This is a genomic window from Brenneria nigrifluens DSM 30175 = ATCC 13028 (assembly GCF_005484965.1).
In the GTDB taxonomy this organism is placed as follows: domain Bacteria; phylum Pseudomonadota; class Gammaproteobacteria; order Enterobacterales; family Enterobacteriaceae; genus Brenneria; species Brenneria nigrifluens.
The window spans coordinates 1,279,357-1,302,461 of the sequence record NZ_CP034036.1 but is presented as its reverse complement, the minus strand read 5'-3'; the positions used below and the strand labels follow the sequence as shown (position 1 = coordinate 1,302,461).

The following is a 23,105-nucleotide window of genomic DNA, read 5'->3' as shown; positions in this document are numbered from 1 at the left end:
ACGATTAGGTATCAGACCGTTTTAACCGCGATAGGTTCACCCGCCATTTTTTTCTTCAGCGTGCGCTTGGTTCTGTCCACCACTTCACCTGCAAGCTGGCCGCAGGCGGCGTCGATATCGTCGCCGCGGGTTTTGCGCACGATGGTGGTAAAACCATACTCCATAAGCACTTTGGAAAAACGATCGACCCGGCTGTTCGAACTGCGGCCGTAAGGCGCGCCGGGAAAGGGGTTCCAGGGGATCAGGTTAATCTTGCACGGCGTATCTTTCAGACACTCGGCCAACTGATGCGCGTGCTCCGTACCGTCATTGATATGGTCCAGCATCACGTATTCCACCGTGACGCGCCCCTGATTAGCGTTGGATTTCTCCAGATAGCGCCGCACCGCGCCCAGGAAAGTTTCAATATTATACTTCTTATTAAGCGGCATAATTTCATTGCGGATTTCATCGTTCGGCGCGTGCAGGGAAATCGCCAGGGCCACGTCGATCATATCGCCCAGCTTATCCAGCGCCGGCACCACGCCGGAGGTCGACAGCGTGACGCGCCGTTTAGACAGGCCGAAACCGAAATCATCCAGCATGATTTCCATCGCCGGCACCACGTTGGTCAGGTTGAGCAGCGGTTCCCCCATCCCCATCATCACCACGTTGGTGATCGGACGCTGCCCGGTAACTTTAAACGCGCCGATGATTTTGGCCGCGCGCCACACCTGGCCGATGATTTCGGAAACGCGCAGATTGCGGTTGAAGCCCTGCTGCGCGGTTGAGCAGAATTTGCACTCCAGCGCGCAGCCCACCTGCGAAGAGACGCACAGCGTGGCGCGATCCTCTTCCGGGATATACACCGTTTCCACACGCTGGTCGCCGACCAGAATCGCCCACTTGATGGTGCCGTCGGAGGAGCGCTGCTCATCCACCACTTCCGGCGCGCGGATCTCGGCAACCTGCTGTAATTTGGCGCGAAAGGCTTTGTTTATATCGGTCATCTGGGCGAAATCGTCGCAGCAGTAGTGGTAGATCCACTTCATCACCTGATCGGCGCGGAAAGGTTTCTCCCCCAGTGAGGCGAAAAACTCGCGCATTTGCTGACGGTTAAGATCCAATAGATTGATTTTTTCCGCCGCGGATTTGGCGGATTGGGGCGTTCCGGCGGACGCCGGTGAAAATTCGGACACGATTTGTTCAGACATAAGGACTCTTGGCCTCGTTATTACACGTTATGGCGCTATTAAAGAAGGATAGTTAAAGAAATGCCCCGAACGAGCGCGGACTCATTCAGGGCGCAGCATTGTACAAAGTTTAGTACCGCCAGGCCAGCGGTGCGCGGAATTAATTCCGCGGGCAGATTTCATCGGCGCTGAAAAAATAGGCGATCTCGCGCTGCGCGGACTCGGGGGAATCCGAGCCATGCACCGCGTTGGCGGTAAAGCTGTCGGCGTAGTCGGCGCGCAGCGTGCCCGCCAGCGCGTTCGCCGGGTTGGTGGCGCCCATGATATCGCGGTTGCGCTGCACGGCATTTTCGCTTTCCAGCACCTGCACCATGATCGGCCCGGAGATCATAAAGGAGACCAGCGCGTCAAAAAACGGCTTGCCCTGATGTTCGGCATAGAAGCCTTCGGCTTGCTCACGCGTCAGATGCAGCATTTTGGCCGCCACAATGTTGAAACCCGCGCTTTCAAAACGCGCATAAATCGCACCAATGGCATTCTTCGCCACAGCATTCGGTTTTACGATGGAAAAGGTACGTTCTACCGTCATATTGACCTCATTAACTGACTATCAGATAGCATCCGGATTGTAAAAATTATCTGCCTCACACATCGTCCGGGTAAAAGTTCAGGATGCGTAAAGTGGCGCAGATTATAGGGTGGCCGGAACCACTTGCCTATCAGAGACGTAACATCTTATTAAAAAAATATTATCTTCTCCCCTGGCTTATCGGCGATCACAGTTCTGAGGGCCACCTGTAACATTATGAATTATTTGTTTTAAAACAATAAGATAATGGGAATAACATCTTCATTCGCTGCTAGCCTTGCTCTGTACCCACCCACCCAATAATGACCACCAAGAGAGACGATAATGAAAAGAGCGGTCAAGGCATTGCAGAATTTCGGCAAATCGCTGTATGGGCCAGTGTTGATTTTACCGATTGTCGGGCTGTTTATCGCCTTTGGCAATGTATTTGGTAACGGCAATCTGGCCGGTTATATCCCCTTGCTCAACCATCCGCTGATTCAGGATTTCGGTCAGTTGGTTTCCAAATCCGCCGTGGAGATTCTGGCCAATCTGGCGCTGGTGTTCGCCGCGGCGGCCAGCTACCGGGAAACCGGTATTCTGCCCGATGCGTTCCACGTTGGGGTACACGGCGCCTTTATCGTCGACGTGGCCTGCTCGCTGGCCTTCGATCTGCGCCAACGCCATCTGGTGATTGTGGAAAACAAGGGCGCCATCGCCAACCTGCCATACGACGCCATGGTGGAAGTGCCGGCCTATATCACCGCGCAGGGGCCGGAGCCGGTGCGTATGGGCAACGTGCCGCGGTTTCACCGCGCCCTGCTGGAGCAGCAGTTGGCTTCGGAACAGCTGCTGGTGGAAGCCGCCATCGAAGGCAATTACGAGAAAGCCTTGCAGGCTTTCACTCTTAATCGCACCGTTCCCACCCTGCAACACGCCAAAGCCATTCTCGACGAGATGATCGCGGCGAATCGCGAATACTGGCCGCAGTTAAAACAAGCATATAGCGACGGCGTCGCGCAGTAAGCGCGCACTTGTCGCGACAGGAAAAATCGCTGACAATGAATCCTTCATTGCGCATCGGGGCTGAATCCGTCGGCCCCTGAGTGGGGGTTCTATGTCAGCATCTTCTTCTGAACTGTTTGTTTCCGCCGCCTGGCTTGCCGGGAATCTTGACGATAGCGATATCGCCCTTATCGACGCCCGCATGTTGCCGCCGGGCGACACCACCCGCGATATCCACGCCGAATACCGGGCCGGACATTTACCCGGCGCGGTATTTTTCGATATTGAAACCTTATCCGACCCGCATTCCAACCTGCCTCATATGATGCCCGACCAGGATGACTTTGCCCGCGCGATGGGCAAACTCGGCGTCAACGAACGGCAGCATTTAGTCATCTATGATGAAGGTAATCTCTTCTCCGCCCCCCGCGCCTGGTGGATGCTGCGTACCTTCGGGGCGGAGCGGATTTCAATCCTCAGCGGCGGGCTGGCGGGCTGGAAAAAACAGCATCTGCCGCTGGAACAGGGAGACGTCGAACCGGCGCCCCAGACTTTCAATGCCCGGATCGACGCTTCGGCCATTCGCCAGCGCGACGACCTGCTGGCGATTATCAATGATGCCTCGGCGCAGATTGTCGATGCCCGGCCCGCCGCCCGTTTTAACGGCGAAGTGGATGAACCCCGCCCCGGCCTGCGGCGCGGCCATATTCCGGGCAGCCTTAATGTTCCCTGGAACGAGTTGGTCGCCAACGGCGCGCTGAAACCCAACGCCGAACTGGCGACCATCCTGCATAAGCACGGCGTGGACTTCAGCCGGCCCATCGTTGCCAGCTGCGGCTCCGGCGTGACCGCCGCGGTGGTGGTTCTGGCGCTGACGCTGCTGGATGTGCGGCATGTGGCGCTGTATGACGGTTCGTGGAGCGACTGGGGCAGCCGGGACGATGTTCCAATCACGCTGGATTAAGCCGGACGGCGAGCATGGTTTTACTTCCCGGTCGTTGCGAAGCGTTATTGCAAACATTCAGGAGCCGTAAGCATGGATAATCGGCTGGCATCATTGATGCAGCACGGTCAGGATTTAACCCGCGCCGCCGCCGGCGAATAATCATCTGCCGCCCGCCTTTCAGCATTTTATCGATAACTATCAGCGCACCTATTCTTATATTACCCCCGCGGACAGGGCGTCGTTCAGCCGGATACTGCGTCAGGAACGCCACTTTTTTCTCTACATCGCCGGGTTCTCCCACCTGTTCGCCGAGTATCTGGCGAAAAAATGCAGATTCTGGGTAAAGACGCTTTCTCATCCGGGCTGGGAGACAGCAGAGGGATCTTTCTGAGCAACGCGCCGAAATATCGGGTATTTATCGCCATCTCGCGCAGCGGCGAAACGGAGCAGGTGCTGGATAAAGCGCGTATCGCCGGAAATATCGGCATGAAAGTCATCGCCTTTACCCGCGCATCGCTGAATTCGCTGAGCGCGCTGGCCGATTTGCATTTTCAACTGTATGACGATGCGGTGCATTATGCGGCGGAGGCGGGCGAGATCGGTTCGTATGAATCGAACCCGCTAATGCTGATCGACCTGCTGCTGTTGCAGGCGACAACGGCGGATAAATGACCCGCCGTTGTGCCGGGCCACATATCAGGCCTTGCCGCTGTTTTTAAAATCCCGCAGAAAGCTGCCCCACCGGCGCTCATAGAACGGGGTGGTGTGCTTGGTCAGATAATGGCTGATGCCCGGCTCTCCCTCTTTCACCAGACACAGATCGACGGGCCGCTCGTCGGGCAAGGTGTCGCTGGCCACGCTGCCCGCCGCGCGGATAACCTCCTCCACATCATCGACATCCACTTCCAGGCCGATTAACAGATGCGGCTCCTGCTCTCCGGCCTCCTGAATCTGGGCCAGAAACGCCCGGCGGACCTGCCGGTATTTGGGAAACAGCTGCGTCAGCGAATCGATCATCTGCACCGGCAAGTCGGCGGGCTGACTGAGCTGCACTTCGGTCTCTTCCTCCACTACCCGCTGCTGAACAAATCCGTGCCCCTCGCCGGAGAGCATATGCTCCACTTCCTGCGGCAGAAACTCTTTGCCGTAAGGCAGCCTGGGGTTGAGAAATAGCGTGGCGCCCTGCGTCAGTTCAAACAGCGAACGCGCCGGCAGCGCCAAAAACGACGCTTCTTTGGTCACCGCCAGCTGTAACGCCTCCAGCGAAGAGAAAAAGGGAATGGCGGAAGAGCCATCGTCCTTTTCCCAATGCTGAAGCCGCACGTTGCTGCCAGCATGCAGAACCTTCTCCTCCGCCTCGCCGTTGTCGTCGGCGCTGCCCAGCACAAACACCGTGGCCTCCATCAGCTCATTGAAAAACTCCGGCCGATGAGCCGGCTCGCCGGCGGCAAGAATCAACACTTCTTCCAGTTTGTTTTGCGGAGAAAAATCCATACCTATCCTCAACTCATCACGGCGCCCGGCGGCGCATCCTTTAGCTTAAAACGGCTTACGGCAATGCCGATTACCCGGCCTTGCTCAGCAGCAGGTTCGCCAATGTTCTAACCCCCAGCCCGGTAGCGCCGGTCGCCCACTGCTCTACCGCCCCTTTGCGATACGTGGCCGAGCAGTCGATATGCAGCCAGCCTTGCTGATAGTTCTGCACAAAATGAGACAGAAACGCGGCCGCCGTGCTGGCGCCCGCGCTGTGCGCCGCGCCGGCTATGTTGTTCAAATCCGCGAAACTGGAAGGCAAGTGGCCGCGGTGAAACTCTTCCAGCGGCAGGCGCCAGAAGGGTTCGCCCTCCAGCTCGGCGCTGTGCTGTAACGCAGCGACCAGTTCATCATCAAAGCTGAACAGGGCGTGATAATCATTCCCCAGCGCCGTTTTCGCCGCCCCGGTCAGGGTGGCGCAATCGATGATCCACTGCGGATTCTGCTCAGAAGCGTCGATCAGGCCATCCGCCAGTACCAGACGCCCCTCCGCATCGGTATTCATCACCTCTACGCTCTTGCCGTTGCGATAACGGATAATATCGCCCAGCTTGAACGCGTTGCCGCTGACCATATTGTCCGCGCAGCACAGATACAGTTTAACCCGCTGTTTCAGCCCGCGAGCGGCGGCCAGCGCCAGGGCACCCGTCACCGTGGCCGCCCCGCCCATATCCGACTTCATGGAGTCCATAAAGCCGCTGGGCTTCAGGCTGTAGCCGCCGGTGTCAAAGGTAATGCCTTTGCCGACCAGACAGGCTAACACCGGGGCTTCCGGGTTGCCGGTGGGGTTGTAATCCAGCGCCAGCAATACCGGAGGGCGCGTCGATCCGCGGCCGACGGTATGAATGCCCGCATAGTTTTGCGTGCGCAGATCGTCGCCTTTGGTAATGCGATAGCTGATGGCCTCGCCGGCGACGGCGTGCAACAGATCGATCGCCCGGGTCGCCAGTTGTTCAGGCCCCAGATCCTCCGCCGGAAGGTTGATGGTGTCGCGCACCCAGTCAACGATGTTAAGACGGTCGTCCAGCTCTTTTTTGTCGGCCTCGTCGAGCGTCGGCCACTCAACCGCGCGTTGTCCCTTCGGCCCACGGTATCCCTGCCAGAATGCCCAACTGCTCTCCAGATTCCAGCCTTCGCCGGCCAGCTTGACGTGCCGAATCCCCTGGCCGTCGATTTTACGGGCGGCGCGTTGGATAGTCGCCAGCGGCGACTTGCCGTTCAGATGGATGGTAAAACCCCGGTCGTTAGCGCTTAACAGCGCCTTCTCTCCCCAGCGCGCATTCGCGGGTTGGGTGGAGAGTGAGATCAGCATAGCTTTGCTTGTCATAGTCCTGCTCCCGATTGTTCCGTAAACTGCCTGTGCCTCAGCGCACAAAAACAGTGCGGGCCGCCGTAACAGGCAGCCCGTGATGTCCAACTATTCCGCTTCATCTAACCAGACCAGCAGGATCGCTTCCAGAATTTTCTCGCTGGACGCATCCGGCGCGTCGTCGAATTCTTCCAATTCGCAAATCCACTGGTGCATATCGGTAAACCGCACGGTTTTCGGATCGAGATCGGGAAACCGATCGTAAAGCGCTTCGCCGATCCCACGGCTGTCCGTCCATTTCAATCCCATTGCCACTCCCGTCAATGTTCACGTGCATGATTAATCGTATAGCGCGGGATTTCAACCACCAGATCCTCATCCGCTACCCGCGCCTGGCAACCTAACCGGCTTTCCGTCTCCAGCCCCCATGCCTTGTCCAGCATGTCATCTTCCTCTTCCGTACTCTCCGCCAGCGAATCGAACCCTTCCCGGACGATACAGTGGCAGGTGGTGCAGGCGCAGGATTTCTCGCAGGCATGCTCAATTTCGATACCGTTGCGCAGCGCCGCGTTCAGAATACTTTCTCCACGCTCTGCTTCCAAAACCGCCCCTTCAGGACACAGATCCTGATGCGGCAGCAAAACAATCTTGGGCATGTTTAAACCTCGTCCACAGAATAGCCCGCCAGCGCGCGACGAATGGAGGCGTCCATCCGCCGGGCGGCGAACGCCTGGGTTTGTTGATCTACTGTTTTAATGGCGGATTCAATCGCCGACGCATCCGTGCCCGCCATCGTCTGGCGCAGCCGTTCGGCGGCGGCGTCGACGGCGGCTTTTTCATCGTCGCTGAGTAAGTCGGCGTCGGAAGCCAGCGCGCCGTGCAGGCTTTCCAGCACCCGGGCGGCCTCAACCTGCCGTTCCGCCAGCATCCGCGCGCCCACGTCGCCCTGCGCGTTCAGCATGGCGTCTTTAATCATGGCGGCGATTTCGGTGTCGTTCAGACCGTACGAAGGTTTGACCTGAATAGAGGCTTCCACGCCCGTCGATTTCTCCATCGCCGTCACGCTCAATAAGCCGTCGGCATCCACCTGAAAGGTGACGCGAATATGGGCGCCGCCCGCGGGCAGCGGCGGCAGGCCGCGCAGCGTAAAGCGGCCGAGGGAGCGGCAATCCTGCACCAGTTCCCGCTCCCCCTGCAAAACGTGGATCATCATCCCGCTCTGACCGTCTTTGAAGGTGGTGAACTCCTGCGCCCGGGCGACCGGGATGGTGGTGTTGCGCGGAATGATTTTCTCCACCAGCCCGCCCATGGTTTCCAGCCCCAGCGACAGCGGAATAACGTCCAGCAGCAGCATTTCGCTGTCCGGCTTGTTGCCCACCAGAATATCCGCCTGAATCGCCGCGCCAATCGCCACCACTTTATCCGGATCGATGGAGGTCAGCGGAGTGCGGCCAAAAAACTCGCCTACCTGTTCGCGCACCAGCGGCACGCGGGTGGAGCCGCCGACCATCACCACTTCCCGCACCTCATCCGGCGTAATCCCGGCGTCTTTCAGGGTGCGGCGGCACGACAGCAGCGTGCGTTTGAGCAGCGCGGCAATCAACGTATTGAATTGGCTTCTGGCGATCTCGCCCCGCCAGCCCGCCACCTCGATCGTGGTCGACTCTGCGCTGCTTAATGCGATCTTGGCGCGGATCGCCGCCTCTCTCAGGGCATGCTGCAAATGATGATCGTCGCGCGCGGTGATGCCGGCCTGCTCGCGCAGCCACTCCACCAGCAAGTTATCGAAATCATCGCCGCCCAGCGCCGAATCGCCGCCGGTGGCCAGCACTTCGAATACGCCGCGGCTCAGGCGCAGAATAGAAATATCAAAGGTGCCGCCGCCCAGATCGTAAACGGCGATCGTCCCTTCTTTAGCGGAGTCCAGCCCGTAGGCGATGGCCGCCGCCGTCGGCTCGTTGAGCAGACGCAGCACGTGCAGCCCGGCCAAACGCGCGGCGTCTTTGGTGCCCTGACGCTGGGCGTCGTCAAAATAGGCGGGAACGGTGATCACCACGCCATCCGGCGCGCCGCCCAGTGCTTCCCGCGCCCGCTGCGCCAGAGCGGAGAGGATATCCGCCGACACCTGAACCGGGTTTTTGTCTCCAGCCGGCGTCCGGATCAACGGCAGGCCGTTATCGCTGACGCCGTATTGATAGGGTAAATGGGGATAGCGCTGCCGCACGTCGGCCAGCGAGCGCCCCATCATCCGTTTTATCGAACTGACGGTATTGGCCGGGTCGTCAGCCCCCTTTTCACGGGCTTGCCAGCCTACCTCATGCCCCGCGGCATGATAGCGGACTACGGAGGGCAGCAGATCGCGGCCTTTATCGTCGGCCAGGGTTTGCGCTTCGCCGCTGCGCACGGTGGCGACCAGGGAATGGGTGGTGCCTAAATCGATGCCGACGGCCAGACGACGCTGGTGCGGCGCCGCGCTGAGACCGGGCTCACTGATTTGTAATAAGGCCATATTGAGCTTCCATCAATTGGCTGGCGGGAAAACCTATGTGCGGTGCGTTCCCCGCCGGATTAAAAATTTATCTATCCAGCAACTGTTCTTCGAGTTGTTCAACCTGTTGCCGGAGCTTGTCGAAAAAACGCAGTTTGCGCACGGTATCCGCCGCATCGGCCCAGGATTCGCCATCCAGCTGATTGCGCATTTTCCCGCTGCGTTCAACCAGCATCGACTGCAAACGCCCGGCAAACTCCGCCAGCGCTGCTTCGGCATCGGAAAGGCGCGCAATGGCGTCCAGCTCTTCGCGTAATTCGAGCTGTTCCATCAGAAAAGCGGCGTCGCGCAGCGTATGCTGCTCGTTGCTTAAATCGAAACCGTGCAAAGATAACATATACTCCGCGCGTTTCAGCGGATGTTTCAACGCCTGATAGGCGTTATTGATCGTTGCCGCCTGCTGCAATGCCAGCATACGCTCCCTTTCCGGGCTGGCCGCAAAGCGATCGGGGTGAAACTGCCGTTGCAGTTCCTGAAAACGAGAAACAAGCAGGCTGCCATCCACATCATAGCGAATCGGCAGCCCGAACAAGGTAAAGTAATCCATAGCGCGCTCTAAGGGTTGTGGGTCATTGTCGCTGTTTGCCGCTGTCTCTTTACGGCCGATAACCGCAAGAGACAGGGAGTGCTCGCTAACCCGCTAACGGTCAGACGTTAAAACTTTCGCCGCATCCGCATTCGCCGGTGACGTTAGGGTTATTGAACTTAAAGCCTTCGTTCAACCCTTCCTTGACGAAATCCAGTTCGGTGCCGTCGAGATAGACCAGGCTTTTGCCATCGATAATGACCTTGACGCCCTTATCCTCGAAAACCACATCGTCGGCATTGACGTCATCGACAAATTCCAGCACATACGCCATACCGGAACACCCGGATGTCCGCACCCCAAGGCGCAGGCCAAGGCCCTTACCCCGATTGGCCATAAAGGCGTTTACCCGTTGTGCGGCACTATCGCTCAAAGAAATTGACATATGACCAACCTCGGCAATTTATTTGGCTTCACGTTTACTTTTATAATCGGCGATAGCGGCTTTGATGGCATCTTCCGCCAAAATGGAGCAGTGGATTTTTACCGGCGGCAGCTCAAGTTCTTCGGCAATCTGGGTATTCTTAATCGTTTCCGCTTCGTTGAGCGATTTGCCTTTCACCCACTCGGTGACCAGTGAGCTGGATGCAATGGCGGAGCCGCAACCGTACGTCTTGAAACGGGCATCTTCAATAATGCCGTCATTGTTGACCTTGATCTGCAACTTCATCACATCGCCGCAGGCCGGCGCGCCCACCATCCCGCTGCCGATGCTCGGGTCGGCGTTATCAAACGACCCTACATTGCGTGGATTTTCGTAGTGATCAATTACTTTTTCGCTGTAAGCCATAGTCGTCGTCCCCCGTCCTGCGAATCAGTGATGCGCCCATTCGATGCTGCCGATATCCACGCCCTGCTGGTACATTTCCCACAGCGGGGAAAGTTCGCGCAGGCGGCCAATGGATTTACGCACCAACTCAATGGCGTAGTCGATCTCTTCTTCCGTGGTAAAACGCCCCAGGGAGAAACGGATAGAACTGTGCGCCAGCTCATCGTTCATGCCCAGCGCACGTAATACGTAGGAGGGTTCCAGGCTGGCCGAGGTACAGGCGGAGCCGGACGAAACGGCCAGATCCTTCAGCGCCATAATCAGCGATTCGCCTTCAACATAGTTGAAGCTGACGTTGAGAATATTCGGCGCGCCATGCTCAATGTCGCCATTCAGATAGACTTCCTCGATATCATTGATACCGTGCCACAGACGATCGCGTAGCGTGCGCAGACGCGCCGCCTCGTCGGCCATTTCTTCCCTGGCGATACGGTAGGCTTCGCCCATACCGACGATTTGATGAACGGGCAAGGTGCCGGAACGCATACCGCGTTCATGGCCGCCGCCGTGCATCTGCGCCTCGATCCGAATGCGGGGCTTACGGCGCACGTACAGCGCGCCGATGCCTTTCGGTCCATAAATTTTATGGCCGGAGAAAGACATCAGATCCACTTTTAACTGGCTCAGATCGATGGGCAGTTTGCCCACGCTCTGGGTGGCGTCGACGTGGAACACGATGCCGCGGCTGCGGCATATTTCGCCGATGGCGGCAATATCCTGCACCACGCCGATCTCATTATTCACGTGCATGATGGAAACCAGAATGGTGTCGTCACGCATGGCGGCTTGCAGCTGTTGCAGATCGATAATGCCGTTGCGCTGCGGCGCCAGATAGGTGACGTCAAACCCTTCGCGCTCCAGTTGGCGACAGGTGTCGAGCACCGCTTTATGTTCCGTTTTGCTGGTAATAATGTGCTTGCCTTTCTTCTGATAGAAGTTGGCGGCGCCTTTAACGGCCAGATTATCCGCTTCGGTCGCGCCGGAGGTAAACACGATCTCTCGAGGGTCCGCGCCCACCAGTTCAGCAATTTGATTACGGGCGATATCGACGGCTTCTTCCGCCTGCCAGCCAAAACGGTGGGAGCGGGAAGCGGGGTTGCCAAAAGTACCGTCCAGGGTTAAAAACTGCATCATTTTTTCAGCCACGCGCGGATCAACCGGCGTGGTGGCTGAATAGTCCAGATAAATCGGTAACTTCATTGCTCATAAACTCCGTACATCACTTCAAAACGTGCAAAGCGTCTTGTTTTTATTAGGAATATATGTTGTTAAAAATAAAAAATATCAGGCGCGCAAATTGACGTTAATGGTGTCCTGTGTGCGTCCGTTGGCGACACGGCGCGTATCGGCTTCCTGACGATCAGCAACGTCCAGCACTTCTTTATTATTCACCAGTTCATCCAGCGTAATATTGTTCAAAAAGTCGGTGATGCGGTCGCTCAGATCGCGCCACAGCGTGTGCGTCAGACAACGCTCGCCGCCCTGGCAGGTTTCGCGTCCCTGGCAACGCGTCGCGTCCACGGACTCGTCTACGGCGGAGATCACCGCACCCACCGCGATCTCTTTGGCGTGTTTACCCAACAGATAACCGCCTCCCGGACCGCGCACGCTGGCAACCAGACCGTTTTTACGCAAGCGTGAAAACAGCTGTTCCAGATAGGAGAGCGAAATCCCCTGACGTTCCGAGATATCGGCAAGCGGAACCGGGCCTTCCTTGGAGTGCAGAGCCACATCGAGCATGGCGGTAACGGCATAGCGGCCTTTAGATGTCAGTCTCATGATAGTGGTACCTGTAGATAAAACATGTATTATTGGAACATGTATTGGCTAAACATGGCCTGAGTCTGACATTCCCGACTGTTTTAGTCAACTATTTAACCCGGTAAACCACTCAAGTATTATTCGTGCTTATTTTTCTGCACCGAACTCAGTATGCCGCGCAGAATGTTCAATTCCTGGCTCTCCGGCCGGGCACGGGTAAACAGCCGGCGTAGCTTATTCATCACCTGTCCTTGATGCGCCTGCCGGATAAAGCCCGTTTGCAGCAGCGTCTGTTCAAGGTGCTGGTAAAAACGTTCCAGATCGTCCGCCAGCGGGTAAGGCGTTGCGCCGTGCTCATCCTGGCCCGCCTGCAAACGGTCCAGATGGGCGACGCGAACTTCATAGGCCAGGATCTGCACGGCCATCGCCAGATTCAACGAGCTATACTCCGGGTTCGCCGGAATAGCAACATGGTAGTGGCACTTTTGCAGTTCATCGTTGGTCAGGCCGACGCGTTCCCGGCCGAACACCAGCGCGACAGGCGCGTGTTCCGCTTCCCGGGCGCTGCGTACCCCGCACTCCCGCGGCTCCAGCATCGGCCAGGGCAAGGTGCGAGAACGCGCACTGGTTCCCACCACCAGACCGCACCCCTCAAGGGCCTGATCCAGTGTGTCGACCAGCACGGCATTGCCAATCACGTCGCTGGCGCCGGCGGATAGGGCAATCGCCTGCGAGTCGGGTTTTACCAACGGATTAACCAGATAGAGTTGACTCAACCCCATGGTTTTCATCGCTCTGGCGACCGACCCCATATTGCCGGTGTGGGACGTTTCAACCAGAACAATGCGAATATTGTGTAACATGCGGACTCTGTAATGCGAGGAGGAAATCGCAGCATTCTAACACAATCTTAGATATTTTCATTTTCCCCTGCTATAATGCGCCCCGCTTTCTGTTCTTTAACATTCCAGTGGACGATACCATGCACCCGATGCTCAACATCGCTATACGCGCTGCGCGTAAAGGCGGTAATTTAATTGCTAAAAATTACGAAACCCCCGACGCCGTAGAAGCCAGTCAAAAAGGCAATAATGATTTTGTCACCAACGTTGACCGGGATGCCGAGCGCCTGATCGTTGAAGTTATCCGCAAGTCTTATCCGCAACACACCATTATTGGTGAAGAGTGCGGCGAGCTGACGGGGGAAGATCAGGATGTGCAATGGGTTATCGATCCGCTGGATGGCACCACCAACTTTATCAAACGTCTGCCGCACTTCGCGGTCTCCATCGCGGTACGCATCAAAGGCCGCACTGAAGTCGCCGTAGTTTACGATCCCATGCGCAATGAACTGTTTACCGCCACCCGCGGCCAGGGTGCCCAGTTGAACGGCTACCGCCTGCGCACCAGTAATGCCCGCGATCTGGACGGCACGGTGCTGGCGACCGGTTTCCCGTTCAAAGCCAAACAGCACGCCAAAAGCTATATCAACATCCTCGAAGCGCTGTTTACCCAATGCGCTGATTTCCGCCGCACCGGTTCCGCCGCGCTGGATCTGGCCTATGTCGCCGCCGGCCGCGTTGACGGCTTTTTCGAGATCGGCCTGAAACCATGGGACTTCGCCGGCGGCGAACTGCTGGTGCGCGAAGCGGGCGGCATCGTCACCGACTTCGTCGGCGGCCATAATTATCTTGCTTCCGGCAACCTGATTGCAGGTAATCCGCGCGTGGTGAAATCCATTCTGTCGACGATCCGCGATAGCCTTAGCGATGCGCTAAAACGCTGATACCCTTCGCTACAATCTGTAACAAGCCATGCCAGCCCAGTGCTGGCATGCTTTTTTTAATTATTCCAGCCCGTTGCGGGCTTCCATCCGTAGAGTAATTCTATAAATATATGAGAATAGTTATTAAAATCATTTTTCTTCAAAAATGGAAAATACCAGGATCAGGACAATGCTCAAGAAAACGCTATTTGGTCTTTTGCTGACCGCATCGCTAACCGCTCCTTTTGCCGGCCTCGCCACGCAATATCCGCTCACCGTTACGGATATCGACGGGCAGGAAATCGAAATCAAACGGGAACCGCAGCGCATCGTGCTGCAGGATGGCCGCGACATCATGGCACTGGCCCTGCTCGACAAGGAGAATCCGTTTCAACGCCTGGTCGCCTGGAATAACCTGCCGAAAAGATCGGATGCGGCCACCTGGGCGCTGATGACGCAAAAATGGCCGCAGGCCGCCGAAATCCTGGATATGGGCTTTGGCGACAAGGGAGAGGTTGAACTGGAGAGCGTGCTGTCGAAACGGCCGGATCTGATGATCGCGCAGCTGCGCGCCAAACCATCGCTAGCGGACAACGGCATTATCAACAAGCTGAAAGCTCTGAATATTCCGCTGGTGTTTGTCGACTATGAGGTCAACCCGGTGCGGAATACCGCCCCCAGCATTGACCTGCTGGGTAAAGTGTTGAACAGGGAAGAGAACGCCAAAGCCTATACCGACTTTTATCGCCGGCATCTGGCTGATATCCAGAAACAGACGGCATCGTTGCCGGTCAAGGCAAACGTGTTTGTCGAAGCCTGGGCCGGGCGTTCGGACTCCTGCTGCTTTAGCCATGCCCACAACGGCTGGGGCGGACTGGTGGAAGCCGTCGGGGCGCGTAATATCGGCTCTGAATTACTGCCGGGCGCCAACGGCTACGTTTCATTGGAAAAACTTATCAGCATGAAACCGGACGCCTACATCATGACGGGCGCCAAACGGGGTAAAACCAACGGCAGCGTGAATCCGCTGCCGTTCGGCCTGGGCGCCGATGAGAAAAGCATTGATGCGCAGGCCGCCATATTGTTAAACCGTACCGGGGTCAGCCAGATTCCGGCCGTGCAGCAAAAAAAGACCTACGGCATCTACCATCAGTTTTATAACAATCCGTTCAATATCATCGGCATGGAATATCTGGCAAAAGCCATCTATCCGCAGCAGTTTTCCACGCTGGATCCGGATGCAAACTACCGTTATGTTGTGCGCCATTTCACCGGCTTGCCCGACAGCGAGTTTATCTTTTTCTGGAAACCGGCTAAGTAATCCTTTATGAGCGTAACAACCCATCGCAAAATTACCAGCGCGTCAGACGCAGCGGGAAAGCCCATTTTAGGAAACCAAGGTTCCGAAAATGATGTCGCGCACCGCTATCGGCATATTGTGCGCCGCCGGATGAGCGCCATCGCGCTGCTGGTTGCGGCGATCGTCGGCTCGCTGCTGCTGGATTTCACCATGGGTCCCGCGGGGCTGACGCTGGAGGTGTTATGGCAAACGCTGACCCACCCCGAACTGGCCGACGCGGGCACCCGGGTGATCGTCTGGGAGATTCGTCTGCCTTATGCTCTGATGGCGATTATCGTCGGGCTGTCGCTCGGTCTGGCGGGCGCGGAGATGCAAACCATCCTCAATAACCCGCTGGCCAGCCCGTTTACGCTCGGCGTGTCGTCCGCCGCGGCGTTCGGCGCGGCGCTCGCCATCGTACTGGGGATCGGGATTCCCGGCATACCGGCGCAGTGGTTTATTTCCGCCAACGCCTTTTTCTTTGCCCTGCTGGCCGTGCTGCTGCTGGACGGCATTACGCGCTGGACCCAGGTGGCCACCTCCGGCGTGGTGCTGTTCGGCATTGCGCTGGTGTTTACCTTTAACGCGCTGGTTTCCATGCTGCAATTCATCGCCAACGAAGACACGCTGCAAGGGCTGGTGTTCTGGACCATGGGCAGTCTGGCGCGGGCATCCTGGGAAAAGCTGGGGATTTTGCTGCTGGTGCTGCTGGCCGTGATGCCGCTGTCGCTGATGAGCGCCTGGAAACTCACCGCGTTGCGGCTGGGGGAAGATCGCGCCGTCAGCTTCGGGATTAACGTGCGGCGTCTGCGTCTGGCGACCCTGCTGCGCATCAGCATTCTGTCGGCCATCTCGGTGGCCTTCGTCGGTCCGATCGGTTTTATCGGTCTGGTGGCGCCGCACATCGCCCGCATGATATTCGGCGAGGATCACCGCTTCTACCTCCCCGCCAGCGCGCTTATCGGCGCGCTGGTGCTTTCGCTGGCTTCCGTGGCCTCGAAGAATCTGATCCCCGGCGTAATTATTCCCGTCGGGATCGTCACCTCGCTGGTCGGCGTGCCTTTCTTCCTGAGCATTATTCTGCGCCACAGGGGGAACGTATGAGCCAGCCGATATCTTCGGGATTACGCATCGCGCATTTTCGGGCGGGCTACCCTAAACGCCAGGTGATTGACGATCTGTCCGTCCCCTTGCTGCCGCGCGGAAAAATCACCGTGTTGCTCGGGCCGAACGGCAGCGGTAAATCCACGCTGCTGCGCGCCATGGCCGGGCTGGGGGCCTGCGAGGGCGAACTGTGGCTGGACGAGAGCAACCTGATGCAGCTGTCGTTCGCCAAGCGGGCGGAAAAAGTGGTTTACCTGCCGCAGTCCCTGCCGGCCGGCGTGCACCTGCACGTACTGGAATCCATTATCGTCGCCCAGCGCGCCTCCGGCGGCCTGCACGGCGCCAACAGTCAGTCCGAAGTGATGGCGCTGCTGAAACAGCTGGGCATCGAGCATCTGGCGTTAAGCTACCTCGATCAGCTTTCCGGCGGGCAAAAGCAGCTGGTCGGGCTGGCGCAGTCGTTAATTCGCCAACCTTCGCTGCTGCTGCTGGATGAGCCCCTCAGCGCGCTGGATCTGAACTATCAGTTCCACGTGATGGATCTGGTGCGCCGGGAAACGCGCAAACGGGGCATGATCACCGTGGTGGTGGTGCACGATATCAATATCGCCCTGCGTCACGGCGATCACGTGCTGATGCTGCAAAACGGCAACCTGATTGCCAATGGCGCCCCCGCCGAGGTAATCAGCCCGGAAAGCCTGGCCGCGGTCTATGGCGTGAAAGGACGTATCGAACGCTGTTCGCAAGGCATTCCGCAGGTGATTATCGACGGGTTGGTCAGCGAACCGAGCAGTTAGTCAGACAGGCGCCGACGGCAAACCGCCGTCAGCGCGTTTTTTGTCAATCAGGATTTTGCCGGCAGCGTCACCCAGTAACCGGGCTGATACGGCAGCGGCAGAAACTTCTCGTGGAAGGTGCGGAAGGTGGCGTCCGGATCGATATCTTTAAACAGATCCGGATGCAGCCATTTGGTGATGGCCTGGATGGCGACGAACTGATACGGGCTGTCGTAGAACTGATGCCAGATGGCGTGCGCATTACCGTTGGTCGCCACAGGCAGCGTTTTAAATGCGGCGCGTTCCATCAGCTTTTGCAGACGTTGCAACGCAGCCTGGCGATCGGCGCCGGGGCCGACCCCTACCCAGCCGTTAGCCGTATTGTAGTTTTTCCAGTTCGCGCCGGTCACGATCACCACATCCGGCCGCGCGCTGATAATCTGCTCCGGATTGAGCGACCCAAAGGTGCCGGGGATCAGGTTCTTGGCAATGTTCTCGCCGCCGGCCACCTCCACCATGCGGCCAAAGTTTTCGTTGCCGAACGACATGCAGCATTCGTCTTCATAGCCCCCCGCGCGATCGATCATCACTTTCGGCCGCGGACCCTGATAATTTTTCAGCCGCTCGGTAACGAGGTCAATCTGCTGACGGCGGAACTGGATAATCTCCTCGGCGCGCTGCGGTTTGCCCAGCAGTTGCCCCATGATATGAATACTTTTTTCGGCATTCTCAAACGGCTTTTCGCGGAAATCGATAAACACCACCGGGATGCCCAGCGAAGCGAGTTTATCAATCAGCTTCCCTTCGTCCGTAGCGGCCTTCGACTCCAGGTTCATCAGCACCAGATCGGGCTTTAACGTCAGCGCCTGCTCGACGTTAAAGGTGCCGTCTTTCGCGCCGCCGAAGGTGGGCAGTTTTTTAATCGCCGGGTATTTATTTTCATAGGCCAGATAGCCGTCATAATCCGCTTTCGGCAGATCGTCGCGCCAGCCCACTACGCGCTGGAACGGCGCTTCGGTATCAAAGGCGGCCAGCAGGTAAATTTGCCGCCCCTCGCCTAAAATAATCCGTTGAACCGTGGAGTTAATTTCAACCTTTCTGCCGCTGACGTCTTCAATCACAATCGGCGCGGCGCTAAGCGCAAAAACGGCGCCTAAACTCAATATGGCGACCAGCGAGCACAGCCACTTTTTCATTTATTCCCTTCTCCGGCAAAAACTACAAATGATAATCATTATCGACGAAGCGGGATAATATAATGCTGATGTTAAAACAGGCAATGTGTTTTTATATAATTGTTAACGGCAGGTAACATCACCCGGCAAAGGGGCGGATCCCGCCCATCATTGCCGGCTGCGCGCTCAGATAGAGCAAAACGCCGCTGCCCAGCAGAATAACTCCGCCCGCCAACGACAATAGCGACCAGGCGGCGCGCTGCCCGACGGACGGCGTACCCTTCCCGCTCAGACGTTCCACCAGCCGGCGACAATAAAATACCAGCATCGCCAGCGCGGAAATGGTCAGCGCCGTTCCCAGCGCCATCACCAGCGCCGCGGCGATCCCCCAGAGGAATACGCCAATTACCTTGGAAAACAGCAATATCAGTATCGCCCCGGAGCAGGGCCGCATGCCCATCGCCAGTACGATCATCAGCCGGGTGCGCCAGTGGCCGTCCCGGCTTAGCTCCTCATCGCTGGGAAGATGCCGGTGCCCGCATCCGCAATCGGCATGGTGTTGATGATCGAGCGCAGATACCGCGCCCAAAGGACGAATGCGGCGATCGTCCGCCGGGTTAAGCGGGGTCAGGCGCAGAATGGTCGCCGGTTTAGGTCGGAGGAAAAGCGTGAAATACAGCTGCCTGACCGCCCGAAAGCAGAGCAGCGCGCCCAGCCCGGCCACCAGGATAAAGCTCCCTTTCTCCAGCCAGAAACTGCTGCTGTGCAGCGTGCGGCTTGAAAGCTGTAATATCCCCAACACCACGGAAACCAGCAGTACCGCCATGAGTCCTTGCACCAGCGAAGCGGCGAAGGTCAGGCGCAGGCTGCTTTTCAGTTTGGAGGGATGGGTCGCCAGATAGGTCATGATGACCACCTTGCCGTGCCCCGGCCCGACGGCGTGCAGCACGCCGTACGCCAGGCTGAACGCCATCAGGCCAAGCCCCGCCTGATGCGGCCGGTCTGCCACCATCTGCAAGAGTTGCGACATCTGCTGGTGCAGCGATTTTTGCCACACCGCGCTTTGCAGCACGATTTGCGGCCAGTGGCCAATCACCTCACGCAGCGCCAGCGCGAGCAGCAAGAAAAACAGCCACAGCGGCCACAGTTTTAACAGGGGTCGACGCCGCTGCGGCGGCTCACTCACATTTACTGACATTGTAACGTCACCTGCTGGGCAAATTGCTTACCGAGTTCCATATCTTCTCCCGGCGAGTCATTTTTATCCAGAGAGAGCGCATAGGACTGTAAATCCACGCTGGGCGTCGGCGTCACCAGCGTGGTTTTGCAGCGGGAGGCCAGCGCGGGCGCCAGCCTGACGGCGCTTTCATCCGGGTAAGATATATCGACGAAATAGGTGGGATCGTAAGTGGCAATCAGCAGCGGTTTCCCCGCCAGCGGCTGGGGATGCGCCAGCGGCAGGACGAACTCCAGCACCGCCTGATTGCCCTGGCGGGAAAGGTGGTATTCGCTCGGCATCGGCGCATATTTCACCGACTGGTTAGCGCGGTAGATTTCGGTGAAGTAGTGCTGTCCCAGCACGTTGGCCATCACCTCCGCCGCCAGTTTTTTCCACACTTCCGAGTCTTTCGCCGCATTGCCCGCATCGTAAAGCAGGTCCGCCGAGGTAATGGGATCCATGGTCCAGCGCATCCGCAGGCCGGTAATTCGTTCGTTTTGACTCTCAACCGTGGTTTGCATCTCGATAAAGCTATGCGGATGGGCCAACGCCGGCGGGCCGCCGAGCACCATAACGGCCGTCAACAGGCTTAGGCGCCAGCGCATTAACAGGTTATGCAACAACATCTACTCCTTATGCCTTTCTGGCAGCCCGCCCGCTGACTGAAGGACGCACAAACAGCGCCGGAACCGCCAGCATCGCCATCACCCAAAAGGTTCCGTTCGGCGAATGCTCGAACAGGAAGCCGGAAACCACGGTCATCAGTGCGATGCCCCCGCCCATCGCCAGCGCTGAATAGACCGCCTGCAACCGTAATACGTCGCCGCCGCTGCGCGCGGCGATAAAGCGCATCGCCGCCAGGTGGCACACGGTAAAGGTGCCGCAGTGCAATATCTGTATCACAATCAGCCACGGCAGCGCCACCGTCGACCCCATCATCCCCCAGCGAACCACGCCGCACAGCGCGGAAAGCAGTAATAAATCTCTGGCGCTCCAGCGGCGAAACAGGCGCTGGCTAAAGGTGAAAATAACAATTTCCGCCGCCACCCCCAACGACCACAGATAGCCGATAATCGATGCGGAATAACCGGCATCCTGCCAGTAAATCACGCTGAAACCATAGTATGCCGCATGCGCCCCTTGCAACAGGGACACGCACAGCAAGAAACGCCATACCGCAGGTTCGCGAAGCAGGGGTTTCCAGGGCGTGACGACCGTCGATTGCGTTGCAGAGACGGCAGCTTCCGGCATCACGCTGGGGCGAAACAACATGCCAAGAAACATCGCCACCAGCCCGGCGCTCAGGATCGCCAGAATCGCCGGATGCCCCCAGACGGACACCAGCTCGCCGGTAACGGCGGAACCGATGACAAAAGCAATCGATCCCCAGACCCGCACCTTGCCATAATCCATGGCGATCTGCCGTTGCCAGATAGCGGCCAGCGCATCCGTCAAGGGCACCAGCGGGGCAAAAAACAGATTAAAGCCGATCATCACCAACAGCAGCCATAACCAGGCATTACCTAACCAGAAGCCGACGGATAGCCCCAGCGTCAGCAACCCCAGCATCCGCAATGCCAGTATCAGTTTCGACGGATCTTTCACGCAGGGCGTAATCACCAGACTACCGACGCAACGGGCGACCAGACCGGCCCCCAGCAGCACGCCGATGGATTCGGCGGAAAGCCCCTCGCCTTTTAACCACCCGCCCCAGAACGGCAGGAAAATGCCATAACAAAAAAAGTAAGTGAAATAGCTTAGCGCCAGCCAACGCGTTGAATGCAGAACCATAACTCCCCCTCATTGGTTGGCTACTCTGTCAGAGAGCGGGCGCCGGCGCAATGCGTTATTCACCATAAAAGGCGCTAAGCGGGGATCGAGCTAAAGATAAAAAAAACGCCGGCGCAAAGGCTGGCGTCTTGATTTAGCCCCGGAAGCGACATCCGGGACGATGGCGTTGCTATCAGGCGTAAACCGGGAAGCGAGCGCAGATATCCAGCACCTTCTGCTTGGTGCGCTCGATGGTGGCTTCGTCGTTGATATTGTCCAGCACGTCGCAGATCCAGCCCGCCAGTTCGCGCACTTCCGCTTCCTTAAAACCGCGGCGCGTCGCCGCAGGCGTACCGATACGCACGCCGGAAGTGACGAACGGACTCTTGGGATCGTTCGGTACGCTGTTTTTATTCACGGTGATATTGGCGCGGCCCAGCGCGGCATCGGCATCTTTACCGGTGATATTCTTGCTGACCAGATCCAGCAGCAGCAGGTGGTTGCTGGTGCCGCCGGAAACCACGTTATAGCCCCGTTGCAGGAACACCTCGACCATGGCTTTGGCGTTTTTGGCCACCTGCTGTTGATAGACCTTGAATTCAGGCTCCATCGCTTCTTTCAGCGCCACAGCTTTACCGGCGATAACGTGCATCAGCGGGCCGCCCTGACCGCCGGGGAATACCGCGGAGTTCAGCTTCTTATACAGGTCTTCGTCGCCGCCTTTCGCCAGAATCAGACCGCCGCGGGGGCCGGCCAGCGTTTTATGGGTGGTGGTGGTGACGATGTGGGCGTGCGGAATCGGCGTCGGATAAACGTCCGCCGCCACCAGACCGGCGACGTGCGCCATATCGACGAACAGATACGCGCCGATGCTGTCGGCGATTTCACGCATTTTCGCCCAGTCGACAATGCCGGAATAGGCGGAGAAACCGCCGACGATCATTTTCGGCTTATGAGTGCGCGCCAGTTCCGCCATCTCGTCGTAATCGATCTTGCCGCTTTCATCGATGCCGTAAGGAATGACGTTGTAAAGTTTACCGGACAGGTTGACCGGGGAACCGTGAGTCAGGTGGCCGCCGTGCGCCAGGTTCATGCCCAAAATGGTATCGCCCGGCTGCAGCAGCGCGGTGTAGACGGCAAAGTTGGCCTGAGAGCCGGAGTGCGGCTGTACGTTGGCGTAATCGGCGCCGAACAGCGCTTTGGCGCGATCGATAGCCAGTTGCTCAACCACGTCCACATACTCGCAACCGCCGTAATAGCGCTTGCCCGGATAGCCTTCGGCATATTTGTTGGTCAGCTGCGAACCCTGAGCCTGCATGACGCGTGGGCTGGTATAGTTTTCCGACGCAATCAGTTCGATATGCTCTTCCTGACGCACCACTTCCTGCTCCATTGCTTGCCACAGTTCGGCATCATAATCGGCAATGTTCATTTCACGCTTTAACATCCGCATCTCCTGACTCAGCTAACTTACAATATACTGGAAAACAATCACCCTGTCGGGTACTGGCCTATAGTGTAAACCGTTTCTCCCTTTTGAAGATAGGCCTTGACAGAGGTTTTTACGCAAACGATTAGCTACAGGCAGGGCAAGGGCTGCGGCGATTTAACCCCTCTGGCGGGAAACGGAATTTTCTTCATCTCCATGCTGTTTTTTCTTCATGTGGACATCATCCATTTTAGCCATCCCGCTTGCTAAA

Annotated in this window: 23 protein-coding genes and 3 pseudogenes; 8 read left to right on the top strand and 18 right to left on the bottom strand. The window is 57.6% G+C overall.

Going from position 1 to position 23,105, the window contains the following annotated elements; translation table 11 throughout:
• Window positions 1–11: 11 nt before the first annotated feature.
• Complete coding sequence (gene rlmN, locus EH206_RS05950) at window positions 12–1,193, bottom strand: dual-specificity RNA methyltransferase RlmN (protein ID WP_009111891.1); 1,182 nt, start codon at window positions 1,191–1,193, stop codon at window positions 12–14.
• A 139-nt stretch (window positions 1,194–1,332) separates the two neighbouring features.
• Window positions 1,333–1,761: a nucleoside-diphosphate kinase gene (gene ndk / locus EH206_RS05945; RefSeq protein WP_009111890.1), complete on the bottom strand. Its 429-nt coding sequence runs from the start codon at window positions 1,759–1,761 to the stop codon at window positions 1,333–1,335.
• 324 nt (window positions 1,762–2,085) lie between these two features.
• On the opposite strand from ndk, the pseudogene EH206_RS23325 reads away from it, so the two are divergent.
• The 4 genes and pseudogenes from EH206_RS23325 to EH206_RS05930 all read left to right on the top strand — a co-directional run.
• Window positions 2,086–2,310 (top strand): annotated as a pseudogene (locus tag EH206_RS23325) (PTS transporter subunit EIIC); the annotation flags it as partial.
• A pseudogene (locus tag EH206_RS05940) lies at window positions 2,302–2,766 on the top strand (family 4 glycosyl hydrolase); the annotation flags it as partial. The pseudogenes EH206_RS23325 and EH206_RS05940, both read left to right, overlap by 9 nt.
• Before the next feature lie 91 nt (window positions 2,767–2,857).
• Window positions 2,858–3,709: a 3-mercaptopyruvate sulfurtransferase gene (gene sseA, locus EH206_RS05935; RefSeq protein ID WP_009111889.1), complete on the top strand. Its 852-nt coding sequence runs from the start codon at window positions 2,858–2,860 to the stop codon at window positions 3,707–3,709.
• A 145-nt stretch (window positions 3,710–3,854) separates the two neighbouring features.
• Window positions 3,855–4,363: pseudogene (locus EH206_RS05930) on the top strand (MurR/RpiR family transcriptional regulator); the annotation flags it as partial.
• Window positions 4,364–4,387: 24 nt separating this feature from the next.
• Here the strand turns inward: EH206_RS05930 and sseB are convergent.
• The 11 genes from sseB to trmJ all read right to left on the bottom strand — a co-directional run bounded on the left by sseB (window position 4,388) and on the right by trmJ (window position 13,120).
• On the bottom strand, window positions 4,388–5,185 hold the full coding sequence (sseB, locus tag EH206_RS05925) for an enhanced serine sensitivity protein SseB (protein ID WP_009111888.1): 798 nt from the start codon (window positions 5,183–5,185) through the stop codon (window positions 4,388–4,390).
• A 70-nt stretch (window positions 5,186–5,255) separates the two neighbouring features.
• Entirely contained in the window at window positions 5,256–6,551 is a 1,296-nt protein-coding gene (gene pepB, locus EH206_RS05920) for an aminopeptidase PepB (RefSeq protein ID WP_009111887.1), read from the bottom strand.
• A gap of 90 nt (window positions 6,552–6,641) precedes the next feature.
• A complete protein-coding gene (gene iscX, locus EH206_RS05915; RefSeq protein WP_009111886.1) occupies window positions 6,642–6,842 on the bottom strand; it encodes a Fe-S cluster assembly protein IscX in 201 nt (66 codons plus the stop codon).
• Window positions 6,843–6,853: 11 nt separating this feature from the next.
• The gene (gene fdx, locus EH206_RS05910; protein ID WP_009111885.1) at window positions 6,854–7,189 is read right to left on the bottom strand and encodes an ISC system 2Fe-2S type ferredoxin; all 336 of its coding nucleotides are present in this window, start codon (window positions 7,187–7,189) and stop codon (window positions 6,854–6,856) included.
• A gap of 2 nt (window positions 7,190–7,191) precedes the next feature.
• A complete protein-coding gene (hscA, locus tag EH206_RS05905) occupies window positions 7,192–9,042 on the bottom strand; it encodes a Fe-S protein assembly chaperone HscA (protein ID WP_009111884.1) in 1,851 nt (616 codons plus the stop codon).
• 67 nt (window positions 9,043–9,109) lie between these two features.
• Entirely contained in the window at window positions 9,110–9,628 is a 519-nt protein-coding gene (hscB, locus tag EH206_RS05900) for a co-chaperone HscB (RefSeq protein WP_009111883.1), read from the bottom strand.
• A 100-nt stretch (window positions 9,629–9,728) separates the two neighbouring features.
• The gene (gene iscA / locus EH206_RS05895) at window positions 9,729–10,052 is read right to left on the bottom strand and encodes an iron-sulfur cluster assembly protein IscA (protein WP_009111882.1); all 324 of its coding nucleotides are present in this window, start codon (window positions 10,050–10,052) and stop codon (window positions 9,729–9,731) included.
• Between the two features lie 18 nt (window positions 10,053–10,070).
• Window positions 10,071–10,457, bottom strand: a complete 387-nt coding sequence (gene iscU / locus EH206_RS05890) for a Fe-S cluster assembly scaffold IscU (protein WP_009111881.1) — start codon at window positions 10,455–10,457, stop codon at window positions 10,071–10,073.
• A 24-nt stretch (window positions 10,458–10,481) separates the two neighbouring features.
• Window positions 10,482–11,696 carry an IscS subfamily cysteine desulfurase gene (locus EH206_RS05885; RefSeq protein WP_009111880.1) on the bottom strand — a complete coding sequence of 405 codons (1,215 nt, stop codon included), beginning with the start codon at window positions 11,694–11,696 and terminating at the stop codon, window positions 10,482–10,484.
• Window positions 11,697–11,780: 84 nt separating this feature from the next.
• On the bottom strand, window positions 11,781–12,275 hold the full coding sequence (gene iscR, locus EH206_RS05880) for a Fe-S cluster assembly transcriptional regulator IscR (protein WP_009111879.1): 495 nt from the start codon (window positions 12,273–12,275) through the stop codon (window positions 11,781–11,783).
• Window positions 12,276–12,394: 119 nt separating this feature from the next.
• Entirely contained in the window at window positions 12,395–13,120 is a 726-nt protein-coding gene (trmJ, locus tag EH206_RS05875; RefSeq protein ID WP_009111878.1) for a tRNA (cytosine(32)/uridine(32)-2'-O)-methyltransferase TrmJ, read from the bottom strand.
• 119 nt (window positions 13,121–13,239) lie between these two features.
• On the opposite strand from trmJ, the gene suhB reads away from it, so the two are divergent.
• The 4 genes from suhB (at window position 13,240) to EH206_RS05855 (ending at window position 17,262) form a co-directional block, all read left to right on the top strand.
• Window positions 13,240–14,043, top strand: coding sequence for an inositol-1-monophosphatase (gene suhB / locus EH206_RS05870; protein WP_009111877.1), 804 nt, complete (start codon window positions 13,240–13,242; stop codon window positions 14,041–14,043).
• 169 nt (window positions 14,044–14,212) lie between these two features.
• Window positions 14,213–15,343, top strand: coding sequence for an ABC transporter substrate-binding protein (locus tag EH206_RS05865; RefSeq protein WP_009111876.1), 1,131 nt, complete (start codon window positions 14,213–14,215; stop codon window positions 15,341–15,343).
• A gap of 6 nt (window positions 15,344–15,349) precedes the next feature.
• Entirely contained in the window at window positions 15,350–16,465 is a 1,116-nt protein-coding gene (locus tag EH206_RS05860; RefSeq protein ID WP_009111875.1) for a FecCD family ABC transporter permease, read from the top strand.
• Window positions 16,462–17,262 (top strand): ABC transporter ATP-binding protein, encoded by an 801-nt coding sequence (locus tag EH206_RS05855; RefSeq protein WP_009111874.1) that lies wholly within the window; start codon window positions 16,462–16,464, stop codon window positions 17,260–17,262. The genes EH206_RS05860 and EH206_RS05855 overlap by 4 nt, the downstream gene beginning before the upstream one ends.
• Window positions 17,263–17,309: 47 nt before the next feature.
• Here the strand turns inward: EH206_RS05855 and EH206_RS05850 are convergent, their stop codons facing one another.
• The 5 genes from EH206_RS05850 to glyA all read right to left on the bottom strand — a co-directional run bounded on the left by EH206_RS05850 (window position 17,310) and on the right by glyA (window position 22,852).
• On the bottom strand, window positions 17,310–18,437 hold the full coding sequence (locus EH206_RS05850) for an ABC transporter substrate-binding protein (protein ID WP_009111873.1): 1,128 nt from the start codon (window positions 18,435–18,437) through the stop codon (window positions 17,310–17,312).
• A 118-nt stretch (window positions 18,438–18,555) separates the two neighbouring features.
• Window positions 18,556–19,614 carry a nickel/cobalt transporter gene (locus EH206_RS05845; protein ID WP_009111872.1) on the bottom strand — a complete coding sequence of 353 codons (1,059 nt, stop codon included), beginning with the start codon at window positions 19,612–19,614 and terminating at the stop codon, window positions 18,556–18,558.
• The gene (locus tag EH206_RS05840; RefSeq protein WP_009111871.1) at window positions 19,605–20,261 is read right to left on the bottom strand and encodes a DUF1007 family protein; all 657 of its coding nucleotides are present in this window, start codon (window positions 20,259–20,261) and stop codon (window positions 19,605–19,607) included. Before EH206_RS05840 ends, EH206_RS05845 begins: the two co-directional genes overlap by 10 nt.
• Window positions 20,262–20,268: 7 nt before the next feature.
• A complete protein-coding gene (locus EH206_RS05835) occupies window positions 20,269–21,426 on the bottom strand; it encodes a 3-phenylpropionate MFS transporter (RefSeq protein ID WP_009111870.1) in 1,158 nt (385 codons plus the stop codon).
• A gap of 172 nt (window positions 21,427–21,598) precedes the next feature.
• Window positions 21,599–22,852 (bottom strand): serine hydroxymethyltransferase, encoded by a 1,254-nt coding sequence (glyA, locus tag EH206_RS05830; RefSeq protein ID WP_009111869.1) that lies wholly within the window; start codon window positions 22,850–22,852, stop codon window positions 21,599–21,601.
• Between the last annotated feature and the right edge of the window lie 253 nt (window positions 22,853–23,105).

Coding starts and splice junctions, on each gene's coding strand:
- EH206_RS05885 (WP_009111880.1), bottom strand. CDS start 11,696: ATGAAGTTACCGATTTATCTGGACTATTCAGCCACCACGCCGGTTGAT.
- EH206_RS05865 (WP_009111876.1), top strand. CDS start 14,213: ATGCTCAAGAAAACGCTATTTGGTCTTTTGCTGACCGCATCGCTAACC.
- sseA (WP_009111889.1), top strand. CDS start 2,858: ATGTCAGCATCTTCTTCTGAACTGTTTGTTTCCGCCGCCTGGCTTGCC.
- iscA (WP_009111882.1), bottom strand. CDS start 10,052: ATGTCAATTTCTTTGAGCGATAGTGCCGCACAACGGGTAAACGCCTTT.
- rlmN (WP_009111891.1), bottom strand. CDS start 1,193: ATGTCTGAACAAATCGTGTCCGAATTTTCACCGGCGTCCGCCGGAACG.
- EH206_RS05845 (WP_009111872.1), bottom strand. CDS start 19,614: ATGTCAGTAAATGTGAGTGAGCCGCCGCAGCGGCGTCGACCCCTGTTA.
- pepB (WP_009111887.1), bottom strand. CDS start 6,551: ATGACAAGCAAAGCTATGCTGATCTCACTCTCCACCCAACCCGCGAAT.
- EH206_RS05835 (WP_009111870.1), bottom strand. CDS start 21,426: ATGGTTCTGCATTCAACGCGTTGGCTGGCGCTAAGCTATTTCACTTAC.
- glyA (WP_009111869.1), bottom strand. CDS start 22,852: ATGTTAAAGCGTGAAATGAACATTGCCGATTATGATGCCGAACTGTGG.
- suhB (WP_009111877.1), top strand. CDS start 13,240: ATGCACCCGATGCTCAACATCGCTATACGCGCTGCGCGTAAAGGCGGT.
- EH206_RS05860 (WP_009111875.1), top strand. CDS start 15,350: ATGAGCGTAACAACCCATCGCAAAATTACCAGCGCGTCAGACGCAGCG.
- iscR (WP_009111879.1), bottom strand. CDS start 12,275: ATGAGACTGACATCTAAAGGCCGCTATGCCGTTACCGCCATGCTCGAT.
- fdx (WP_009111885.1), bottom strand. CDS start 7,189: ATGCCCAAGATTGTTTTGCTGCCGCATCAGGATCTGTGTCCTGAAGGG.
- hscA (WP_009111884.1), bottom strand. CDS start 9,042: ATGGCCTTATTACAAATCAGTGAGCCCGGTCTCAGCGCGGCGCCGCAC.
- hscB (WP_009111883.1), bottom strand. CDS start 9,628: ATGGATTACTTTACCTTGTTCGGGCTGCCGATTCGCTATGATGTGGAT.
- sseB (WP_009111888.1), bottom strand. CDS start 5,185: ATGGATTTTTCTCCGCAAAACAAACTGGAAGAAGTGTTGATTCTTGCC.
- EH206_RS05855 (WP_009111874.1), top strand. CDS start 16,462: ATGAGCCAGCCGATATCTTCGGGATTACGCATCGCGCATTTTCGGGCG.
- EH206_RS05850 (WP_009111873.1), bottom strand. CDS start 18,437: ATGAAAAAGTGGCTGTGCTCGCTGGTCGCCATATTGAGTTTAGGCGCC.
- trmJ (WP_009111878.1), bottom strand. CDS start 13,120: ATGTTACACAATATTCGCATTGTTCTGGTTGAAACGTCCCACACCGGC.
- iscU (WP_009111881.1), bottom strand. CDS start 10,457: ATGGCTTACAGCGAAAAAGTAATTGATCACTACGAAAATCCACGCAAT.
- iscX (WP_009111886.1), bottom strand. CDS start 6,842: ATGGGATTGAAATGGACGGACAGCCGTGGGATCGGCGAAGCGCTTTAC.
- ndk (WP_009111890.1), bottom strand. CDS start 1,761: ATGACGGTAGAACGTACCTTTTCCATCGTAAAACCGAATGCTGTGGCG.
- EH206_RS05840 (WP_009111871.1), bottom strand. CDS start 20,261: ATGTTGTTGCATAACCTGTTAATGCGCTGGCGCCTAAGCCTGTTGACG.